The organism is Sphingobacterium sp. GW821-FHT03E03 (assembly GCF_059420745.1).
Map to the genome: position 1 here is coordinate 54,736 of NZ_JBWKUH010000014.1, position 18,222 is coordinate 72,957.

Below are 18,222 nucleotides of genomic sequence, written 5' to 3' on the forward strand. Positions count from 1 at the left end.
AGAAAAATAGACTAATCTTACATTTTTCGCCACTAATAAAGTGCTTTGCTGACAGCTTTTAGCAGAAACTAAAGTGGACTATATTTTTTACATGAAAAAAACAAAGTACATTTTGCCTGCCTTAATATTGTGGGGTATATGTTCATCGCTGTTTGCAATGAAAAAACACTCTGCAAGAACACGACTTGATATGAATACCAACTGGGCATTTTATCGAGGAGATATGGACCAGGCGATGGAGATAGATTATGATGACAGCAAATGGGAAGCGGTAAATATTCCGCATGTTATGCGTTTGGAGGCAAAACACAACGGCGGCGGCGTATTTCAAGGTACGGGATGGTATCGCCGTTATTTTCGTCTTTCCGGCGGACTGCAAAATAAAAGAACCGTACTTCAATTTGAAGGCGTCCAAACTAATTGTACAATCTTTCTTAACGGAAAAAAAATTGCAGAACATGCTGGCGGATACCTAGGCTTTGTGGTTGATATAACGCCGTACATCCAATATGATAAAGATAACGTGCTCGCAATACGCGTCAGCAATAAGGATGACGGGTCAACGCCCCCCGGCAAACCTATGCAGAAACTAGATTTTAATTATTATGGAGGGATCTATCGGGAAGTAAAAATGATCATTACCGATAAAACCTATATTTCGGATCCTATGGAAACGGATATCATTGCTGGAGGTGGAATTCTGGTAAGCTTTCCGGCGGTTACTAAAGAAAAGGCAACAGTTAACTGCCGAACGCATATCGTAAACAGCAATACCCATTTGATATCCAAATTGCGTTTGGAGACAATACTATTAGATAATACCGGGAAAATCGTTTCAGAGACCAATAGCAGAACAAATATCTCTCCCGGTGATTCTACTTTTGTCCAAAAGCTCGAGGTTTTTAATCCGCAGTTATGGTCTCCCGATCATCCATTCCGATACCAACTGGTTTCACGCATTTATGACAACGATATTTTAATTGATGAGGTAAATACATGGATAGGTATAAGGAGATTCAGCTTTCGTTCTCCTACCGGCAAAGCCGATGGCTTTTATTTAAACGGCGATAAACTTTACATTCGGGGTGCCAACAGGCACCAGGCATTCCCTTATGTAGGGGATGCGGCAAGCAATTCGATGCAATATCGCGATGTTATGCTTTTGAAGAAAGGAGGGTTCAATGCGGTAAGAGCCGCGCACTATCCACCATCGCCAGCATTTCTTGATGCTTGTGATTCTCTAGGTCTATTGGTGATCGAATGCCAACCGGGGTGGCAATATTTTAATGAAGATGATTTATTTATCGAACGTACATATCGTGATATTCGCAAAATGATCAGGAGAGACCGTAATCATCCTTCTATTTTTTTATGGGAAACATCGCTCAACGAGTCTCCTACTCCAGCGTCCTGGATGATGAAGGCGGTAAAGATCGCTCACGATGAGTTACCCGGTGATCAACTATTTACAGCCGATGACCTTAATAGTAGAAGCCAACCTTTCTACGACGTATTTTATAAGGTGGTTGATCCTGATGGAACTGACCCATTCCCCAAAAGCCCTTCATTGACAAGGGAATGGGGCGATGCATGGTTTGCAGATCCAAGTAAAGAAAATGGACTCCGTGCTTCGAGGCTTTACGGCGATAAAGGATTAATCAACCAATCAATATTACGACAGAATGCACTCAATGGGGAAAAAGAAGAATCTCTCGGAGGCTATTGGGATCATGCAGGTCTGGACGCAAACCCTCGAATAAGTGGATATTTCCTTTGGAGTTTCAACGATTATACCCGCGGTTATGATCCGGTCACTGCGTTCAGTGGAGTAGTTGATTTGGATAGATACCCAAAATTTGGCTATTATCAAATGAAAGCGATGCAGGATGCCAGAAATCCCGCTTATGGTCCTGTTGTACATATCGCAAGTCACAATGCAAGGAAAGATCTGGATGCTAATATCATCGTATTCTCAAATTGTGACACCGTCAGGCTCTTTCGAAATAACAAACTTGTGGGCGAAAAAAACAGAGAAAACAATTCGGTAACAGCGCCATTTATCTACAAAAAGGGAGGCAGCTCGTATTTTCGTTTTGAACTAACAGATTACGAATCAGGAGAACTGGAAGCGGAGGGAATATTGGGCGGAAAAGTCGTTTGTACCCATCGTGTTTCAACTGCCAGGTCACCCCACCATCTACAAATAGAATTCGCTGATCAAGGCATCGTTCCCCATGCAGGAGGATCAGATATGATACCGGTTTATATTAAAATTTGTGATGAAAAAGGAAATTTGGTAAGCTCACCTGACCAAGCAGATGCAATTCCAATTAAGTTGGTTGTCTCAGGAAAAGGTCGTCTGATAGGTGGAAATAATCCTCATACAAAGGTTTCTCCACAATTTACTGAAGGTGGCATAGCCTATGTACTTATTCGTACAACGACTGAAGCCGGTCAAATTATTATTAATGCAAGCAGTGAAGGATTACAATCCGCAACCGGTATAATAGCAAGTATTCCTAAAAATAAGAATCAGGTCCCCGACGGCAAGCGGTATACCTGGGTGAATGAGTATGATAATCCTCATACTGAAAATAGAAATACCGCAACATTTGCGCACAAAAGAGAAAAGCTAAACCTTTCAACTGCCACCGTTAAAATAGATGGAATCCCAATCGACTCACTAAAGCTAATAACTGATGGAAACCTCACTAGTTTCTGGCGAGCAGATAAGCTAAAACTCCCGATTACAATTTCTATTGATCTGGGAGAGAAGTATGATTTAGATTCTTATCGGATTTATTGGGGGAAGGATAGTGATTGGTATCTTTATACCTTGGAATCGTCTATCGATGGGCTTATATGGTCACCAATAGACAGACATTTATCCTCGTCGGGGCAAGATTACAATTCCAAGAGCATAAAACAACTAGGGGTTCGTTTCATGCGCCTCGTAATTGAAGGAATTCAACCTGAGAACAGTGTCGTTGCTGTGAGGGAACTTGAGTTTTCTGGAATAAAGTCTGATTGACTTTAATACTATAGCATCAATATTGATGTAAAGAATCAACATTGATGCTATAAAAACTTAACACTTTATCAATAAAGACCTAGCTCAGCAATTGCTGCAAACTGTTCTCCGTCCCAAGCATCAATGGCTTTTATTTTAAGAAACCTAAATGACATTGGTGCCATAAAATCCAAATACTGTGGTCCATTGAGATTTGGAACCTCGTAATTTCCAACTTGGTTAAAGCTAACCCCATCGGCACTATAGGAAACTTCTATATTTTTAACTGCACGCGACAATCCATTGCGATGTGTGTAGCTGAGTCCATGGGCTGTTTTGATTGCTCCTAAATCTATGACTAATTCATGAGGAAAAGTAGTTTCGTTGGTCGACCAACGAGAATGCCAATAGCTCGAAGAACTGCCATCAATGAGATTTGATGCAGCTCCATTTTCTTCAGCTATTTCTTCAGAACTAAAAGAATGCACTTGCCAACCTTGTTTGCTTAGTTCCGAACGGGTACTAAAATTTATTATCGGTATATTATTTATGAATTTATAGTTATAAGTAAAGGTGGAAATTATACCATTCTCATGGATAAATCTTAGCCTTAAATCGTACAATGAGTCTCCTTTGTATTGTAAATCCGAAGTTTTCATTTCAACATAAAAGCTATCTATACCAATTGTTTTTGATTCCCATGTTATCGCGTTATAGTCTCCGCCCCCTTCGGGATCATTATAATATGCAATACTATTAATCTTATTTGATGAATGAAACTTACCTGACACAACAATAGCTTCTTTTGCAGCGTCATATTGGGCGTAAATGCGATCTATTTCCGCGTTCGCGGCTCCGTAATAAGTTTTACTATCTTTATTGAAAATTTGATTTGCATTCAAAATTGCTGCGTCTGCAGCAGTTAGCATTGTTCCCTCTTTACCCAAACTAAAATTGCCATACCCCATCAGGGCGGTACCGAGTGTTAATTTCTCCGAAACTTTCTCTGAATTGTGAGGAAGATTTAACCCGTGACCCAGTTCGTGAGCTAAACCACCAAACCAACCTGTAAATTGATTATTGGCCAAACCGATATTGGCGATATTAAAACCCTCATAGTCTAATGCATAACACCACTTCCCTGTCCCATAAAACGGCCCTCCGGTGGCTGTACCATCTTGTCTAAATTCATATCTAGGAATTATAATAAGGGTGTGATCGCTCGTCTTATCAGAGGGATGAGTTTCAAACCATGCATTAACCTCCTCCGCTACAGCTCCACTCCCGCCCTCATAGGGATAGGCGCTCTTGGGCTTACTACCCCTGATTGTTATAATCTTGACAAGACTGTCACTATTGACAAACATTCCAAAAGTTTTATTTGCATATCCATTTCGGGTCATCTCATCTTTATAAAATTGTCTGACCCATAACATGATATCACTGAGCCTTCGTTGATAGTCTGGTAACGTATCTAAATCATTGGGTACAAAATAAACAATATTTAAATTTCTTGTTCTATCACTACTAAAACCGTCGGGGGTATGTACTGTATTTGGATCTACCGGGTGTAAATCTTTTTTGCATGCAGTAAAAAAGAAAACTGTGATTAATATAAATGGGATTATTTTTTTCATCATTTTAAAATATAATTTGGTTTATTTTTATGGGTTAGACATTTAAAAATCCTACATTTTTTTATTTATAGGGTCAATAAGCTTAGAGGAAAATATTATATCACCCAAAATCTCGATTTCTCAAAGGCTGGTCAGTATTGTTTTATTCAGCTTGAAAAACAATACTCTTATTTCTTGATCTGATCAAAATACCTCTTTCTTTTGAGTCTAATTGTATTTATTTTTTTAGGGAACCGACATATCCCTCCTTTCATTAAGGTTAAGCTCTTTATAATTTTTCAGCTGTGATAACAGAACCTTTAAAATGTTTTTGATAAGCTTAATTAGTTTACAAACGATCATATAGTGTATGTGCAAAAAAGGGTTGCATGCCCCTAATCGCTGCCAATTTTTATTATTAACTTCTATATATCAACCCAGTATACATGTTAATGCGTCTGCCTCCATAATATGCTCCTGCGGACTGGATGGAAGAAAGTGCGTCTCCTGCTTGCTATTAGTCTCGAAACCTTACACTTGAATAGAATCTAGCCTCGGAATTTCAAAAAAGAAAAAGCTAAATATTACAAAGACGGGTAAAACGCTTAGCCCTTACCTGATTATTCTTAACTTCAAGTAACATATCATCAATGGAGTACAATGGGCTTTGCTCCTGCTTGGTACTAGTACGCCTTTTCTCATAATTCTCTTTAAAATTTTATTATTTTTGAGCATGTGGGCACCGGCATCAATCAACAAATTAGAACTTCTTATTTTACATGTGGACCTGAAAATGGATTATAAAGCTTTAAACCTTTGGAATCTCATCAAAGTCATTCCTCAAAAGTGGCAAGAAAAATTATTTGGAGATGAAGATGGAGGGTTTTGGGTGGTTGCTTCATTTGGAAATCAAATAATTTACTATAATGACATCGAAGATGGCTTTAATATATCAACGTTTGAAATCTATGGCGTTATTGAGCAATACATTTGTAACCAATCTGAATTGACAGACTCTATTAATTATTTAGTTTCACAGTTAAATCAAATCCCTGACAAAATTATTTAGGATAAGATAACCTGCTAAATAAAAATTATAAAAACAAAAAAAACCACATCTCACGACGTGGCCTTAAATAAACATATGATTCACTAATGGTCAGCCTTGAGTTGACTGGACTCACCACTAGTTATTGGATTCTATCTATAAGCGTTGACTGAACCGGACACTTTCCAGTCATTTCCCTCACGAACCAAAGTCACTAGATCTGTCTTGGTAAAGTCTTCAAATTTTAGGATCACTTTGGCGATCATATAATCCGCCGACTCTTCGATAATATCAGTACTTACTGTACAGTTTAGCTCCTCACCTTTTTGCTTTTTCAAGGATTTGACAACTGCATTACGGCCGTTAGATTGTGTATTGGAACCTTGGATCTTTTGGTTGAAATCTTCGGCGAATAACTGCTCAACACCTGCCGATTCTCCTTCGGTTGTTACCGCAACATAATGATCAAGTGCTAAGTCTGCAGTAGAAAGGTTTACGGTTGCTTTTGCTGATTTTGCTCCTGGTCCTTCAGCTGCCATAGCGAATGTGGATACTGCGATTAGGGCTGTTGCTGCTAATGTTTTTACTAATGAGTTCATAATGTCTTTATTTTATTGTGTTAGTTCTGTTGTTCTTATTTGTTGACTCAAAACTACAACACAATTCACCCCTAGCCTATGGGCTTTAGACCAACGGGCAGGAAAACTCGGTGAATGGTGGGAATGTCCAGATGAATAAAGATTTTCAACTGTAGCTTTTTCAGTTATAAAAATACCTCCATGTGTAAGGCTGTGGATTGGTTAGTTGATATACCAATTTGTTCTCTTTTAGACAGATAATTATAATAACCACCGAATTCTATCAAATACTCCTCTCCTGTTCCCATCCTCCAAAATATATCCGTATTATCCTTACCAGGAAACTTAGACCAAGGCGGTTGCTTGGCATTTTGAAGTGTTTGGAATTTTCCAAGTTGACGTAGAAAATCCCGTACTTCCATCAATGCAAAACCTAATAAATTTTGACCCCACCAACAATATATGTTTTCGATATCAACGTCATCATGTGACAGTCCGATACCCCATATCGTGTCAACGGGGCTTGCTTTGCAATTTCTTCAATGCTCCCCTATGCCAAAGCTACCAATGAATTGTCTTTCTCCAATAAGCAAAGCACCTTCCGAACATTGTTTGGTGTACCAAATGAAGCAAAATCATCAACGAAGAAAATCTCTCCTCTTACTGATCTAAAAAAACTCTATTTCACCTTATTTACAACACCTTACAAATCGCAAAGATGAACTTATGAAGAAATACCCATCGCCAAATCATGCTTTTAAATTCTAAACAAAATAGGATTTTAGATGAATAGGTGATACCTTTGGTCAAACAAAAAAGACTCTACCATACGAAACTGATTCCGATGAAAACGAAGAAAGCGAATACCTGCGACCACTCCTGTCTGATGTGTCGTTACGTCTTACAAGAGTGGCTTGGGCAAATCGACCTCCACCGAAAAAATATCAAACTGAAAAAAGGCGAACAGTTTATCCGCGAAGGAGAGCCGGTTCGTGGTATTTACTTTGTCCAATCCGGAATCGTCAAAGTCTACCGCAACCTTGGAGGCAGGGAGACCATCATACGTTTTGCCAAAAAGGGAGATATTGTAGGCCATCGCGGGATCTCATCCGAACAAAGCATTTACCCTATTTCGGCCACAGCACTTGCCGCTACGCAGCTATGTTTTGTAGAGTTACCATTCTTCCTGTCCACCCTGCGTATCAATACCGAATTAAGCTATCGTCTGATGCTATTTTTTGCCGATGAATTGCATCTTTCGGAGCAGAAGATGGCCAACCTGGTGCAACTTTCCGTCAAAAACCGTTTAGCATGGAGTCTTTTATTGCTTCATCGCGTTTTTGCCGAAGGAACAGAGGACGGGTACATCGGTCTTGAACTGAGCAAAAAGGATCTCGCATCCTATGTGGGCACCACCTATGAAACAGTCTACCGAATGCTTGCCGAACTTGCTGATTCGGATGCTATAACAGTCGACAAAAAGAAGATTTTCATCAAAAACAAGGAACTATTAAACAAGTTGGCAACAGAAAAATATGGGGAGTAAAGCAAACCAATCCTGGCATGCTCCCTCCCCAACGTAAATATTTCCCTAAAAATACGTCATTTTAAAATTTATAGCCCAGCCCGAGCCCAAGCTTCCACTTACCATCTGCGGTACTGGTCTTCGGGCTGTAGAAAGCAGGTAGCTGAACGGCGATATGCCTGAACACCGCAGTCAGGCCAACTCCCAGCGTCGGAGTGACCCAAGCATTCTTGGGCTTTCCTTCCTCCACTTGATCTTCCTTCATTTTCAGGCTCGGCAACAATCCCAACAGGATATTCCCCTTCGGGGCGAAACTATATTTAATCGCTGGCCCCGTACAGTTGACATAGGCCCCATGGTCAGCATAGCCCGCCACCACGACACCTTCGAACAAACTCGCTTTCACTGTTTTTTGCTGCGCATAAGTCTGGTAAAAAACTACCAAAAAAAGCAGCTGGAGCAGCACCATCCCCACCCGCTTCTTCCACATACCTCTATTTTCAATTCTTTGCATAATAGCTAGTTTTGAGAGGTGGACACCTGCTCTCTCCTGTGATAAGTATAATAGATGGCCATTCCTGTAAACAACAGCCCACCAACAATATTACCGGCCGTCACGATCAACTGATTGTACAACCACCAGTCCGACATAGTCACCTGGGCACCGAACATCATTCCAGCAGGGATCACAAACATATTGACCACCGCATGTTCGTAACCCAAGGCAAAGAAGATAAAGATTGGAATTCCCGCCGCCAGGATCTTACCTAAGGTAGACTTGGATGTCATGGACATCACCACGCCCATGCAGACCATCCAGTTGCAGAGAATAGCTTTGACAAAGGCTGAAAATAACCCGGCAGCACCATGGTTGCCGTAGCCTAGGGTTTTCTTTTCACTGATCACAATCAGGCTATGCTCGATATTCCCAAGCTGGCTAGCCTGTCCGGTTTCAGTGCTTGCAGCCCAAAATAAGAGTGCAAAGAGGACACTGCCCAATAAGTTACCAAGGAAGACCCAGAACAGGTTGTTAGCCATTACCTTAAAATTGATTTTCCCTTCCAGCCAGGCCAAGGGCACTAAGGAGAAACTTCCCGTGACGAGCTCCAGCCCCAGTATAACAATAATCACAAATCCCACAGGAAAAACAAATGCGCCAACAAGCTCCAGCCCGGTCTGTGCCGTAGCCAATAGTGCGAGCGTAACAGAGATCGCCAGTAAGGCACCTGACAATGCCCCCCGAATCAGCAGGTCTTTGATCGGGAGCGTAGATTTGTAGATAGCGGTATTCATCATCACACCAGCTACCTCTTTGGGGCTAATATAATCCATCGTTTATTTGCTTTAAAAGGTTTTTATTTCGATTATTGAGCTTGGGCTTAAGCTGTCATTCCAATATATACCGTCCCATTCTCCACCTTGACCGGATACGTTTTGATCGCACATTCATCACCCGAGAGACATTCGCCCGTATCTAGTGCAAAGGTTTTTTTGTGAAACGGGCAAGCCACTTTTGGGGTATCTCCCAGGGAACCTAACATCCCACGGCTCAAAATCATCTGCCGCTTATGTGGGCATTCATTCTGGGTAGCATACCACTCATTGCGACGGGCGAAATAAAATAGGGCCACCTGTTCGTTATTCAACTTAAGACAGACACCTCCGTTCTCAATAGCATCCTCGATCTGGCAGGCCTTCAGCCATTGAAGGTCAATTTGTAAGTCAATTTGCGTGTTCATGTGATTTTTATTTTAAAGGTTTAGCGATTCTATGTCAATGATATCATCAGTCAATGATGTTGCCCCATGGGTTTTTAGTACGTCTTCAGGTTCCAGTCAGCGGCTTTCTTTTGACCGCGCATGTTATCAAAGCGTACTGACTCGTCCCGCTCTTCCGGAGCATTCACAAAATGGACAAAGCGTTTCCGGATCTCGGGATCTTCCACGGCAACTTTCCATTCACAGCGATAGCTGTCGACAAGCAGTTGCATATCCTTCTCCCATGTTTTCCCCATACCGAGGCTATCCTCGACCACAACATTCCGCAAATAGTCGATTCCACCCTCCATTTTATTGAGCCAAGTGGCGGTACGCGTCAAAGGGTCGGCTGTACGGATGTAGAACATCAGAAAACGGTCGATATAACGGATACAGGTCTCACTGTCGATATCGGCCGCCAGCAGCAGGGCATGTTGCGGCTTGCTACCTCCGTTGCCACAGACATATAGGTTCCAGCCTTTTTCGGTGGCAATGATACCAAAATCCTTGCTCTGCGCCTCCGCACACTCACGGATACAGCCGCTCACAGCTGATTTTATCTTATGTGGTGCACGAAGCCCACGATAACGCTCTTCTATTTTTATGGCGAAGGACACACTGTCGTGTAGGCCAAACCGGCACCAGGTACTGCCCACACAGCTTTTGACCGTCCGTAAGGCCTTACCATAGGCATGCCCACTTTCAAATCCGGCTGCAATGAGCTCCTCCCAGATAAGCGGGAGATCATTGAGATGTGCACCAAACAAATCAATGCGCTGCCCGCCCGTAATTTTTGTATATAGCTTATATTTTTTGGCCACTTGGCCAATAACAATCAATTTGTCTGGCGTAATCTCCCCACCAGGAATACGGGGAACGACCGAATAAGTTCCACCCTTCTGTATATTGGCCAGGTAACGGTCGTTACTATCCTGCGCCACATCATTTCCCTTGCTCAAGATCATCTCATTCCAAAGACTGGCCAGCAGTGAAGACACCAATGGCTTACAGACCTCACACCCGTGTCCGCGGCCTAGGGCGTCCAGCACCTGATCATAACTCTTAAGTTCATGGATCTTGATCAGATCATAGAGTTCCTGCCGGCTCAGGTCAAAATGCTCACAGATAGTACTTCGGATATATTTCCCCTGCTGTTTCATCGTGTAGTTGACCAGATCCTTCACCATCGGCACGCAGCCCCCGCAGCCCGACCCCGCTTTGGTGCATTTCTTTACCGCATCTGCATTTTCACAATTTCCACTAATCACGGCATCACAGATCTGCGCTTTGGTCACCCCCTCGCAACTGCAGATCAGGGCACTGTCCGGCAAGGCTTCCAAACCCGTAGCAGCTGATTTGCTTTCCCCCTGTTCACTCATCAGGAGCAGCTCAGGATGCTCCGCCAGCGGCATACTGTTGTTGACCATTTGCAATAGCATGTTGTAACTTGTGGCCTCACCCACCAATATCCCTCCGAGCAGGCGCGTACCGTCGGTACTAACGTTCAATCTTTTATAAACCCCTTTGTTACGATCCTCAAGTAGGATGGTCCGTGCATAAGGTTCACTGATAAAGGGATCCCCAAAGCTAGCCACATCCACCCCCATCAGTTTCAATTTGGTACTCATATCAAATCCCTTAAAGGACTTTTCCTCCCCAAGGATATGCTCTGCCGCTATTTCAGCCATCTCATAGCCCGGTGCCACCAGACCATAGATCATATCATTGACCAATGCACATTCGCCGATAGCATATACTGCAGGGTCTGAGGTCTGCATTTGCGGATTGACCACAATCCCGCCACGCTCACCGATGGCCAGCCCTATTTTTCTGGCCAGTTCATCACGCGGCCGTATGCCCGCCGATATCACCAGCAGATCCGTTTCGATCGATGAACCATCCTGAAAAGCGATTCCCGTCAGGCGCTTTTCCCCCAATAATTGACTTGTTGATTTTTGCAATAAGCAACTCAGCCCCAATGCGGCTAGCTTGGTTTGTAGGAGCAGGCTAGCACTGTCGTCAATCTGACGCGGCATCAGGCGGGGCGCAAATTCAATTACGGCCGTTCCTTCCAAGCCAAGGTCAACCAGCGCTTTGGCCGCTTCCAGGCCCAGTAGTCCGCCCCCCATGACAGTACCCTTTTTGACTTTTGCCGCATAAGCTTTGATCAAATCCAGATCCTCAATCGTCCGGTAGAGAAATACCCCCTCCTTTTCCACGCCCGGAATAGGCGGTACAAAAGCAGCAGAACCAGTTGCAAATACCAGATAGTCGTACGGGGCAATAAGCCCTTGTAATGACCGCACTTCTTTTTTTGAACGATTTACATCAACAATCGGATCATTTAAATGGATTTTTACATTATTTTCCTCATACCACTCCTTTTTTGACAGGAAAAGTTCCTCCATAGACGAAACTTTGAAGTAATCGGTCAGATGCACCCGGTCATAGGCACGAATTGATTCCTCTGCAAACACAATTATATCTAGATTATCAGATTTCTGCTTTAATTTTTGGCAAATCTTATTACCAACCATACCATTTCCGACAATAACAATCTTTTTTCTTTCCATAATTGCTGTTTTTTTTGATAAAAAAATCAATTCAATATTTAAACACCACTAATTTATGGAATAAAAAATCAAAAAATCAAAATAAATATGATTTTTATAATATTTTTTCAATAAAACACACATTAAAATTCAATAAAACATGATTTATATCAGATTTTTTAATAGATTTACATATAAATTTTACACAAAATCAAAATAACATGAAAAAATTAAGCAAAACATCGTTATTTATTGTAGGATCTGGCCCTGGCGACCCAGAATTATTAACCATAAAAGCTTATAAAGTAATAAAAAGTGCGCAGGTTATCCTTTATGACAACTTAATCAATGAAGAAATTCTTAAAATATCAAATAAAAACTGTGTAAAGCACTATGTTGGCAAACATCCTTATGGAAAATACGTTCCTCAGGAAGAAATAAACGAACTTATCCTACATTATTGTGCGCGCTACGACCGGGTGGTCCGGTTAAAAGGTGGCGATCCCTATCTTTTTGGGCGCGGTTTTGAAGAATGGCTTACCGTACAGGGGGAAAATATTGCGGTTTCTTACATTCCGGGCATCAGCAGTATGCAAGGCGCGGGCATCAATAATATTCCGCTGACCCACCGAGGCACCAGTGAAGGGGTATGGGCGCTAACCGGGATGAAAAAAGATGGCAGCCTCTCTGCTGATCTTCCTTTGGCTGTCCAGAGCCGGTCCACTGTCGTGATCTACATGGGGATGCGCAAACTCGACGAGATTGCACGCACCTATGTATTCTATGGAAAAGGAGAAACTCCGGCCGCAATTATACAGCATGCGAGTTTACCGCAGCAAAAACAGGTATTGTGCAAAGCCAAAGACCTCGTCAGGGCAAGTAAAGAGCATGGACTTGGCCATCCAGCCATTATCATCATCGGAGCGGTGGTCGATTTGCAGCATGCACACAGCCTCGCTGTCGCACACAGGTCTATTGTATAAGCCGGTTGTATGTCAGGCAGCAAATTCAGGGCTCTTTCAGGATCATCGACTCTTCCGGGCACGACAAACAAAATCACACAGTCGGTATCGATCGCAACGGCATGTTCAAATCCCGGTAGTCTTCAAACAAATATGAGTTAAACAGCTCCTTTAAAAAATAAACTTACTTTTTACACACCCATTAAACAACAACAAATTAAACACTTTTACAAAATTCATTGAAAAACATATCGTAAACGATAACAAAAAAAACAATATGAACATTTGATAACTATTTCAATCATCAACCAAACACCTATTACTCATGAATCCACAAGAACAACCTCTCCAAAAGCTTAGTATTTTATCTTTTAAAGGCGTACAGATGCGTACTTTTCACATTACATGGATCACTTTTTTCTTCTGTTTCTTTGGCTGGTTCGGCGTCGCCCCGCTTATGCCGCTGGTTAGAGAACAGCTCGGATTGACTAAAAGTGAAGTCGGAAATATCATTATCGCTTCTGTTTCAGCAACAATTATTGCGCGATTATTTATCGGGAAGATGTGTGATACGCTAGGGCCACGGATCTCCTACACTATTCTGTTGGTTGCAGGTTCGGTTCCTGTTTTACTTATCGGATTGAGTAATAGTTATGAGTCTTTTTTGTTATTTCGTTTTTTCATCGGTATCATCGGTGCTTCTTTTGTGATTACGCAGTTCCATACTTCAATGATGTTTGCCCCCAACATTATTGGTACGGCCAATGCTGTAACTGGTGGCTGGGGCAACCTTGGCGGAGGGGTTACTAATTTGGTCATGCCACTCATTGCTGCAGCATTCGTCGGCATGGGCTTCGTTAGTCAATTGGATTCTTGGAGGATCGCAATGGTTGTTCCCGGTATTATCCTACTCATTATGGCGTACATCTATTATAAGTATACGCAAGATACGCCACAAGGCAATTTCAAAAAACTGTCCGGGGACGGGAGAATCAATAAAAAGAAGAATGGTTCATTTTTGCTCGCGTTAAAAGACTATCGTGTCTGGATCCTCACACTCGCCTATGCAGCTTGTTTCGGGATAGAGATCACGGTTGACAACGTCGCCGCTACTTTCTTTATGGATCGTTTTGATACAGGGATTATCCTGGCCGGAGCCCTAGCCAGTATCTTTGGCGGTATGAATCTATTCGCCCGTGCACTTGGCGGTATTGTAAGTGATAAAGTAGGGAAAAGTTATGGTATTAAAGGTAAGGGTATAATTCTCGGTATACTGTTGATCTTGGAAGGAATCGGCATAAGTCTGTTCGCCGCTTCCAACACATTGCTTCTTGCTATTATTACAATGTTGCTTTTTGCACTCTTCCTTAAAATGGCAAATGGCTGTACATACGGTATCGTCCCCTTCATTAATAAAGATAACATTGGCAGTGTGAGCGGAATCGTCGGTGCCGGAGGAAATATTGGAGCCATGTTAGTCGGATTTCTTTTTAAATCTGAAACGCTCAGTTATGCTGATGCCTTTCAGTATATCGGTATAGGTGTTTTTCTTATAGGTTTCACTGTCCTCCTCGTGCGTTTTCATCCTCGAATTGAAACTGTCGTTCAAAATGTGTCATTAGAAGTCTAGAATTAGCATCCTTTCACTATGAATAAAGAGTCTAACAATCTATATAAAAGTACCTGCTGCTACTGTGGTGTGGGGTGTGGCGTGAAGATATCGGTCGAAAAAAATAAGATGATTTCCGTTATCGGCGATAACGAACACCCCGTCAATCAAGGTAAATTATGTAGCAAAGGCATGAATTTGCAATATACAGTCAATGATCGCTCAGACAGGCTTCTCTATCCACAGATGAGGCACCACAGATCCAGTCCGTTGCAACGTGTTTCATGGGATGAAGCGTTGGATCGCGCAGCAGCGGTCTTGCGCACGTTAATTGCAAAATACGGTCCTGATTCTGTGGCGTTTTATGCTTCTGGACAATGCCTTACAGAGGAATATTACATTCTCAATAAACTAGTCAAGGGGTTTATTGGCACGAACAATATTGACACCAATTCACGTCTTTGTATGAGCAGCGCTGTGGCAGCATATAAAAAAGCGTTGGGTGAAGATAGTGTACCGATATGCTACGACGATATCGAGATTGCTGATTGCTTTTTGGTCGCAGGTGCCAATCCCGCCTGATGCCATCCGATCCTTTGGCGACGTGTAGAGGCGCACAAAGCTAAAAATCCAGCAACCAAAATTATTGTTATCGACCCTCGTGTTACTGATACCTGCGCATTGGCTGACCTGCATTTGCAGATTAATCCGGGGACAGACATTACGCTCAATTATGCACTGGGAAGATTGCTTATAGAACAAGGAGATATAGACCTTGATTTTATAAACAATCATACCGAAGGATATGAGATTTACAAAAAACGGGTATTCGAACGTACATTATTGGAGTCCGCCGCGATATGTGGTGTCCCGGTGGAAGACATTGAACGCGCAGCCAGCTATATTGGCGAATCCAAAAGCCTTCTGAGTATGTGGACAATGGGGCTGAATCAGAGTGTAGTGGGAGTTAACAAAAACCTGAGCCTAATTGACCTCAGCTTGATTACAGGGAAAATCGGGAAACCGGGAAGTGGTCCTTTTTCACTAACTGGACAGCCCAATGCTATGGGCGGAAGAGAAGTTGGAGGGCTTGCCAATCTACTGCCCGCTCACCGTGATATGGATAATAAAACACATCGCGATGAAATCCAACAATTCTGGTCAGGGACTACTTTGAGTAACAAACCGGGGCTCACAGCTACCGAAATGTTTGAAGCCTTAGCCGACGGACGATTGAAGGCAATTTGGATTCTTTGTACCAATCCACTCACTAGCCTTCCAAACATACGGTTGGTGGAAAAAGCATTGCAAATGGCTAAATTCGTTGTAGTTCAGGAGATATCCAATAAGCCCCAGACCCTAGACTTTGCAGATATTATTCTTCCTGCAGCTGGATGGGCTGAAAAAGAAGGCACAATGACGAATTCAGAACGGAGGATCAGTCACCTGCATAAAGCTATCGACCCTCCAGGTGAAGCCCTTCCAGATACAGAAATCTTTTCAAGGTTTGCACAAAAAATGGGTTTTAAAGGTTTTTCATATCCTACACCACAGGATATCTATAAAGAACATGCCCAGTTAACGGCTGGGACAAGTATTGACATTGCTGGATTGGATTATAAACTTATTGACAATCTAAATACAGTGCAATGGCCTTTTGATCTGTCAAAGAGAAAAGGTACTCCACGACTTTTTCAGGATAACAAATTCCTTACGCTAAGTGGGCGGGCGCAATTGCATAGCCCTCCTGATCAGCATCACAGTGAACTGCCTGACCAAAATTTTCCGCTTATCCTGACAACCGGACGAATCCGTGACCAATGGCATACCATGTCGAAAACAGGCAAGGTAAGTAAGTTGAATCAACATATTCAGACTGCATTTTTGGAAATACATCCAACAGATGCTACAGCACTGAACTTGATTGACGGACAATTGGCAAATGTTTATTCTCTACGAGGTGATGTTCGTGTCAGGACACGGGTCAGCAAGACGATTAAACCTGGAGTCGTATTTCTACCGATGCATTGGGGTAAGATATTGGGATCTGATCTCCATAGGGCTAATAATCTGACCAACGATTTAGTGGATCCTATTTCGAAGGAGCCTGACTTTAAATTTTGCGCAGTACGTGTCGAACCTCATGTGAAGAGCAAGGAACGTATTGTAATTGTTGGTGCCGGTGCCGGAGCACATGGTTTTGTCCGCTCCTTTCGGGAACTAAACAAAACCGATGAAATTATCATTTTCAGTAATGAGGATCTACCTTTTTATAATCGTGTCATGCTACCACATTATGTTAGTGGCGAGCTTCAATGGGAGCAATTAGTTAAAATGAAAGACGAAGAGGAGGCTTTACTCGATATACAACATATACGGGGTGTCCAGATTACTGCAATCGACCGAATCAACAAATATGTCCGGGATTCTCGAGGTATTAAAACATATTATGATATCTTAATTCTCGCGACAGGCAGCCGTCCCAGCCTGCCAAAGCATGTACCGAAGCTGCCTGGTATTTTTACGATGCGGCGTCGGACTGACGCAGACCTATTGAAGCGATACCTTCCTCAACAGGCACATGTCGTTATTGTAGGCGGAGGATTATTAGGACTGGAAATGGCAGCTTCACTCCGTGAAAATGGGACAAAAATTACCATCATTCAACGTGTTTCGCGTTTTTTGAATCGTCAGCTGGATCCACTTGGAAGTCAACTGCTTCATGAAGAAATGATAGACCTCGGCTGCGATATATTCTATAACGATGAAGTTCAACTATACTGTGGCCGTAATAAACTGACAAAGATCGAATTAAAGAGTGGAAGACAGATCAAATGCGACGCCCTAATCCTAGCGATAGGTACTACGCCTAATATCGAATTAGCAAAGGATGCCGACTTACTGTGCCAACGGGGTGTAGTCGTGGATAATCATATGAAAACTAGCGACCCCGCTATTTATGCTATCGGTGAGATTGCAGAATTTGAAGGGACACTTTACGGTATCACCGCTGCCGCCGAAGAACAGGCCGGGATAGTCGCACAATATCATCAGGGGGATATCAGCAGCCACTATAAGGGAAGCCTGTTTATGAATATTATCAAAATACAAGGTTTTGACCTCTGTAGCATCGGTCTTACAGAAACGCCTAATGAGGACTATGAAGAGATTATTTTTATCGACAAGGCCAAGCGCTATTACAAAAAATGTATTATCTATCAGGACAGACTTGTAGGTGCCATTTTGATCGGTGACAAGAACGAATTTTCTGAGTTTAAAAACTTGATCGCAAACAGGATCGAATTAAGTGAAAAACGACTACAATTACTACGAAGCGGAACCGCCAGAGAAGCTGTTGTTGGGCGATTGGTATGTTCATGCTGCCAAGTTGGAGAGGGAAACCTGCAACGATGTATTAGCGATGGATGCACCGATCTTCAGGAGTTATGTACATCCACCGGAGCTGGGACAGGTTGTGGATCCTGCAAACCCGAAGTTAAGCGTATTCTAGAAAACTACGCTGCAGAAAAGGATAAGGAGGTAACATCCTATGCAAAGTAAAACG

Annotated in this window: 13 protein-coding genes and 2 pseudogenes; 7 read left to right on the plus strand and 8 right to left on the minus strand. The window is 42.5% G+C overall.

Annotated elements, in window-relative coordinates:
• The first annotated feature begins 157 nt into the window (after positions 1–157).
• Positions 158–3,031 (plus strand): glycoside hydrolase family 2 TIM barrel-domain containing protein, encoded by a 2,874-nt coding sequence (locus AC07UV_RS15985; RefSeq protein ID WP_495184470.1) that lies wholly within the window; start codon positions 158–160, stop codon positions 3,029–3,031.
• 68 nt (positions 3,032–3,099) lie between these two features.
• Here AC07UV_RS15985 and AC07UV_RS15990 read toward each other — a convergent pair whose 3' ends face one another.
• The gene (locus tag AC07UV_RS15990) at positions 3,100–4,650 is read right to left on the minus strand and encodes a discoidin domain-containing protein (protein ID WP_495184471.1); all 1,551 of its coding nucleotides are present in this window, start codon (positions 4,648–4,650) and stop codon (positions 3,100–3,102) included.
• A 709-nt stretch (positions 4,651–5,359) separates the two neighbouring features.
• Here AC07UV_RS15990 and AC07UV_RS15995 point away from each other — a divergent pair.
• Positions 5,360–5,695 (plus strand): hypothetical protein, encoded by a 336-nt coding sequence (locus tag AC07UV_RS15995; protein ID WP_495184472.1) that lies wholly within the window; start codon positions 5,360–5,362, stop codon positions 5,693–5,695.
• A gap of 131 nt (positions 5,696–5,826) precedes the next feature.
• On the opposite strand, the gene AC07UV_RS16000 is transcribed toward AC07UV_RS15995, so the two are convergent.
• The 3 genes and pseudogenes from AC07UV_RS16000 to AC07UV_RS16010 all read right to left on the minus strand — a co-directional run bounded on the left by AC07UV_RS16000 (position 5,827) and on the right by AC07UV_RS16010 (position 6,904).
• Positions 5,827–6,273 (minus strand): nuclear transport factor 2 family protein, encoded by a 447-nt coding sequence (locus AC07UV_RS16000; protein ID WP_495184473.1) that lies wholly within the window; start codon positions 6,271–6,273, stop codon positions 5,827–5,829.
• A 164-nt stretch (positions 6,274–6,437) separates the two neighbouring features.
• Positions 6,438–6,770 (minus strand): annotated as a pseudogene (locus AC07UV_RS16005) (NADAR domain-containing protein); the annotation flags it as partial.
• A 32-nt stretch (positions 6,771–6,802) separates the two neighbouring features.
• Complete coding sequence (locus tag AC07UV_RS16010; protein ID WP_404479102.1) at positions 6,803–6,904, minus strand: hypothetical protein; 102 nt, start codon at positions 6,902–6,904, stop codon at positions 6,803–6,805.
• Between the two features lie 150 nt (positions 6,905–7,054).
• On the opposite strand from AC07UV_RS16010, the gene AC07UV_RS16015 reads away from it, so the two are divergent.
• A complete protein-coding gene (locus AC07UV_RS16015) occupies positions 7,055–7,798 on the plus strand; it encodes a Crp/Fnr family transcriptional regulator (RefSeq protein WP_495184474.1) in 744 nt (247 codons plus the stop codon).
• A gap of 61 nt (positions 7,799–7,859) precedes the next feature.
• Here the strand turns inward: AC07UV_RS16015 and AC07UV_RS16020 are convergent, their stop codons facing one another.
• From AC07UV_RS16020 to nirB, 4 genes are all read right to left on the minus strand, one after another.
• Complete coding sequence (locus AC07UV_RS16020; protein ID WP_282253059.1) at positions 7,860–8,291, minus strand: hypothetical protein; 432 nt, start codon at positions 8,289–8,291, stop codon at positions 7,860–7,862.
• Between the two features lie 5 nt (positions 8,292–8,296).
• Positions 8,297–9,109 (minus strand): formate/nitrite transporter family protein, encoded by an 813-nt coding sequence (locus AC07UV_RS16025; RefSeq protein ID WP_495184475.1) that lies wholly within the window; start codon positions 9,107–9,109, stop codon positions 8,297–8,299.
• A gap of 47 nt (positions 9,110–9,156) precedes the next feature.
• Positions 9,157–9,516 carry a nitrite reductase small subunit NirD gene (gene nirD / locus AC07UV_RS16030; RefSeq protein WP_282253057.1) on the minus strand — a complete coding sequence of 120 codons (360 nt, stop codon included), beginning with the start codon at positions 9,514–9,516 and terminating at the stop codon, positions 9,157–9,159.
• Positions 9,517–9,590: 74 nt separating this feature from the next.
• Complete coding sequence (gene nirB / locus AC07UV_RS16035; RefSeq protein ID WP_282253056.1) at positions 9,591–12,107, minus strand: nitrite reductase large subunit NirB; 2,517 nt, start codon at positions 12,105–12,107, stop codon at positions 9,591–9,593.
• 200 nt (positions 12,108–12,307) lie between these two features.
• On the opposite strand from nirB, the gene cobA reads away from it, so the two are divergent.
• From cobA to AC07UV_RS16055, 4 genes and pseudogenes are all read left to right on the plus strand, one after another.
• A complete protein-coding gene (gene cobA, locus AC07UV_RS16040) occupies positions 12,308–13,069 on the plus strand; it encodes a uroporphyrinogen-III C-methyltransferase (protein ID WP_495184476.1) in 762 nt (253 codons plus the stop codon).
• Between the two features lie 304 nt (positions 13,070–13,373).
• The gene (locus AC07UV_RS16045) at positions 13,374–14,678 is read left to right on the plus strand and encodes an MFS transporter (protein WP_282253054.1); all 1,305 of its coding nucleotides are present in this window, start codon (positions 13,374–13,376) and stop codon (positions 14,676–14,678) included.
• Positions 14,679–14,696: 18 nt separating this feature from the next.
• Positions 14,697–17,942: pseudogene (locus AC07UV_RS16050) on the plus strand (molybdopterin-dependent oxidoreductase); the annotation flags it as partial.
• 81 nt (positions 17,943–18,023) lie between these two features.
• A complete protein-coding gene (locus AC07UV_RS16055) occupies positions 18,024–18,218 on the plus strand; it encodes a (2Fe-2S)-binding protein (protein ID WP_495184521.1) in 195 nt (64 codons plus the stop codon).
• Positions 18,219–18,222 lie beyond the last annotated feature (4 nt).

Bases quoted from the DNA above. Each gene is read 5' to 3' on its own strand.
- AC07UV_RS16020 (WP_282253059.1), bottom strand. From the start codon at position 8,291: ATGCAAAGAATTGAAAATAGAGGTATGTGGAAGAAGCGGGTGGGGATG.
- nirB (WP_282253056.1), bottom strand. From the start codon at position 12,107: ATGGAAAGAAAAAAGATTGTTATTGTCGGAAATGGTATGGTTGGTAAT.
- AC07UV_RS15985 (WP_495184470.1), top strand. From the start codon at position 158: ATGAAAAAACACTCTGCAAGAACACGACTTGATATGAATACCAACTGG.
- AC07UV_RS16000 (WP_495184473.1), bottom strand. From the start codon at position 6,273: ATGAACTCATTAGTAAAAACATTAGCAGCAACAGCCCTAATCGCAGTA.
- AC07UV_RS15990 (WP_495184471.1), bottom strand. From the start codon at position 4,650: ATGATGAAAAAAATAATCCCATTTATATTAATCACAGTTTTCTTTTTT.
- AC07UV_RS16025 (WP_495184475.1), bottom strand. From the start codon at position 9,109: ATGGATTATATTAGCCCCAAAGAGGTAGCTGGTGTGATGATGAATACC.
- AC07UV_RS16045 (WP_282253054.1), top strand. From the start codon at position 13,374: ATGAATCCACAAGAACAACCTCTCCAAAAGCTTAGTATTTTATCTTTT.
- cobA (WP_495184476.1), top strand. From the start codon at position 12,308: ATGAAAAAATTAAGCAAAACATCGTTATTTATTGTAGGATCTGGCCCT.
- AC07UV_RS15995 (WP_495184472.1), top strand. From the start codon at position 5,360: ATGTGGGCACCGGCATCAATCAACAAATTAGAACTTCTTATTTTACAT.
- nirD (WP_282253057.1), bottom strand. From the start codon at position 9,516: ATGAACACGCAAATTGACTTACAAATTGACCTTCAATGGCTGAAGGCC.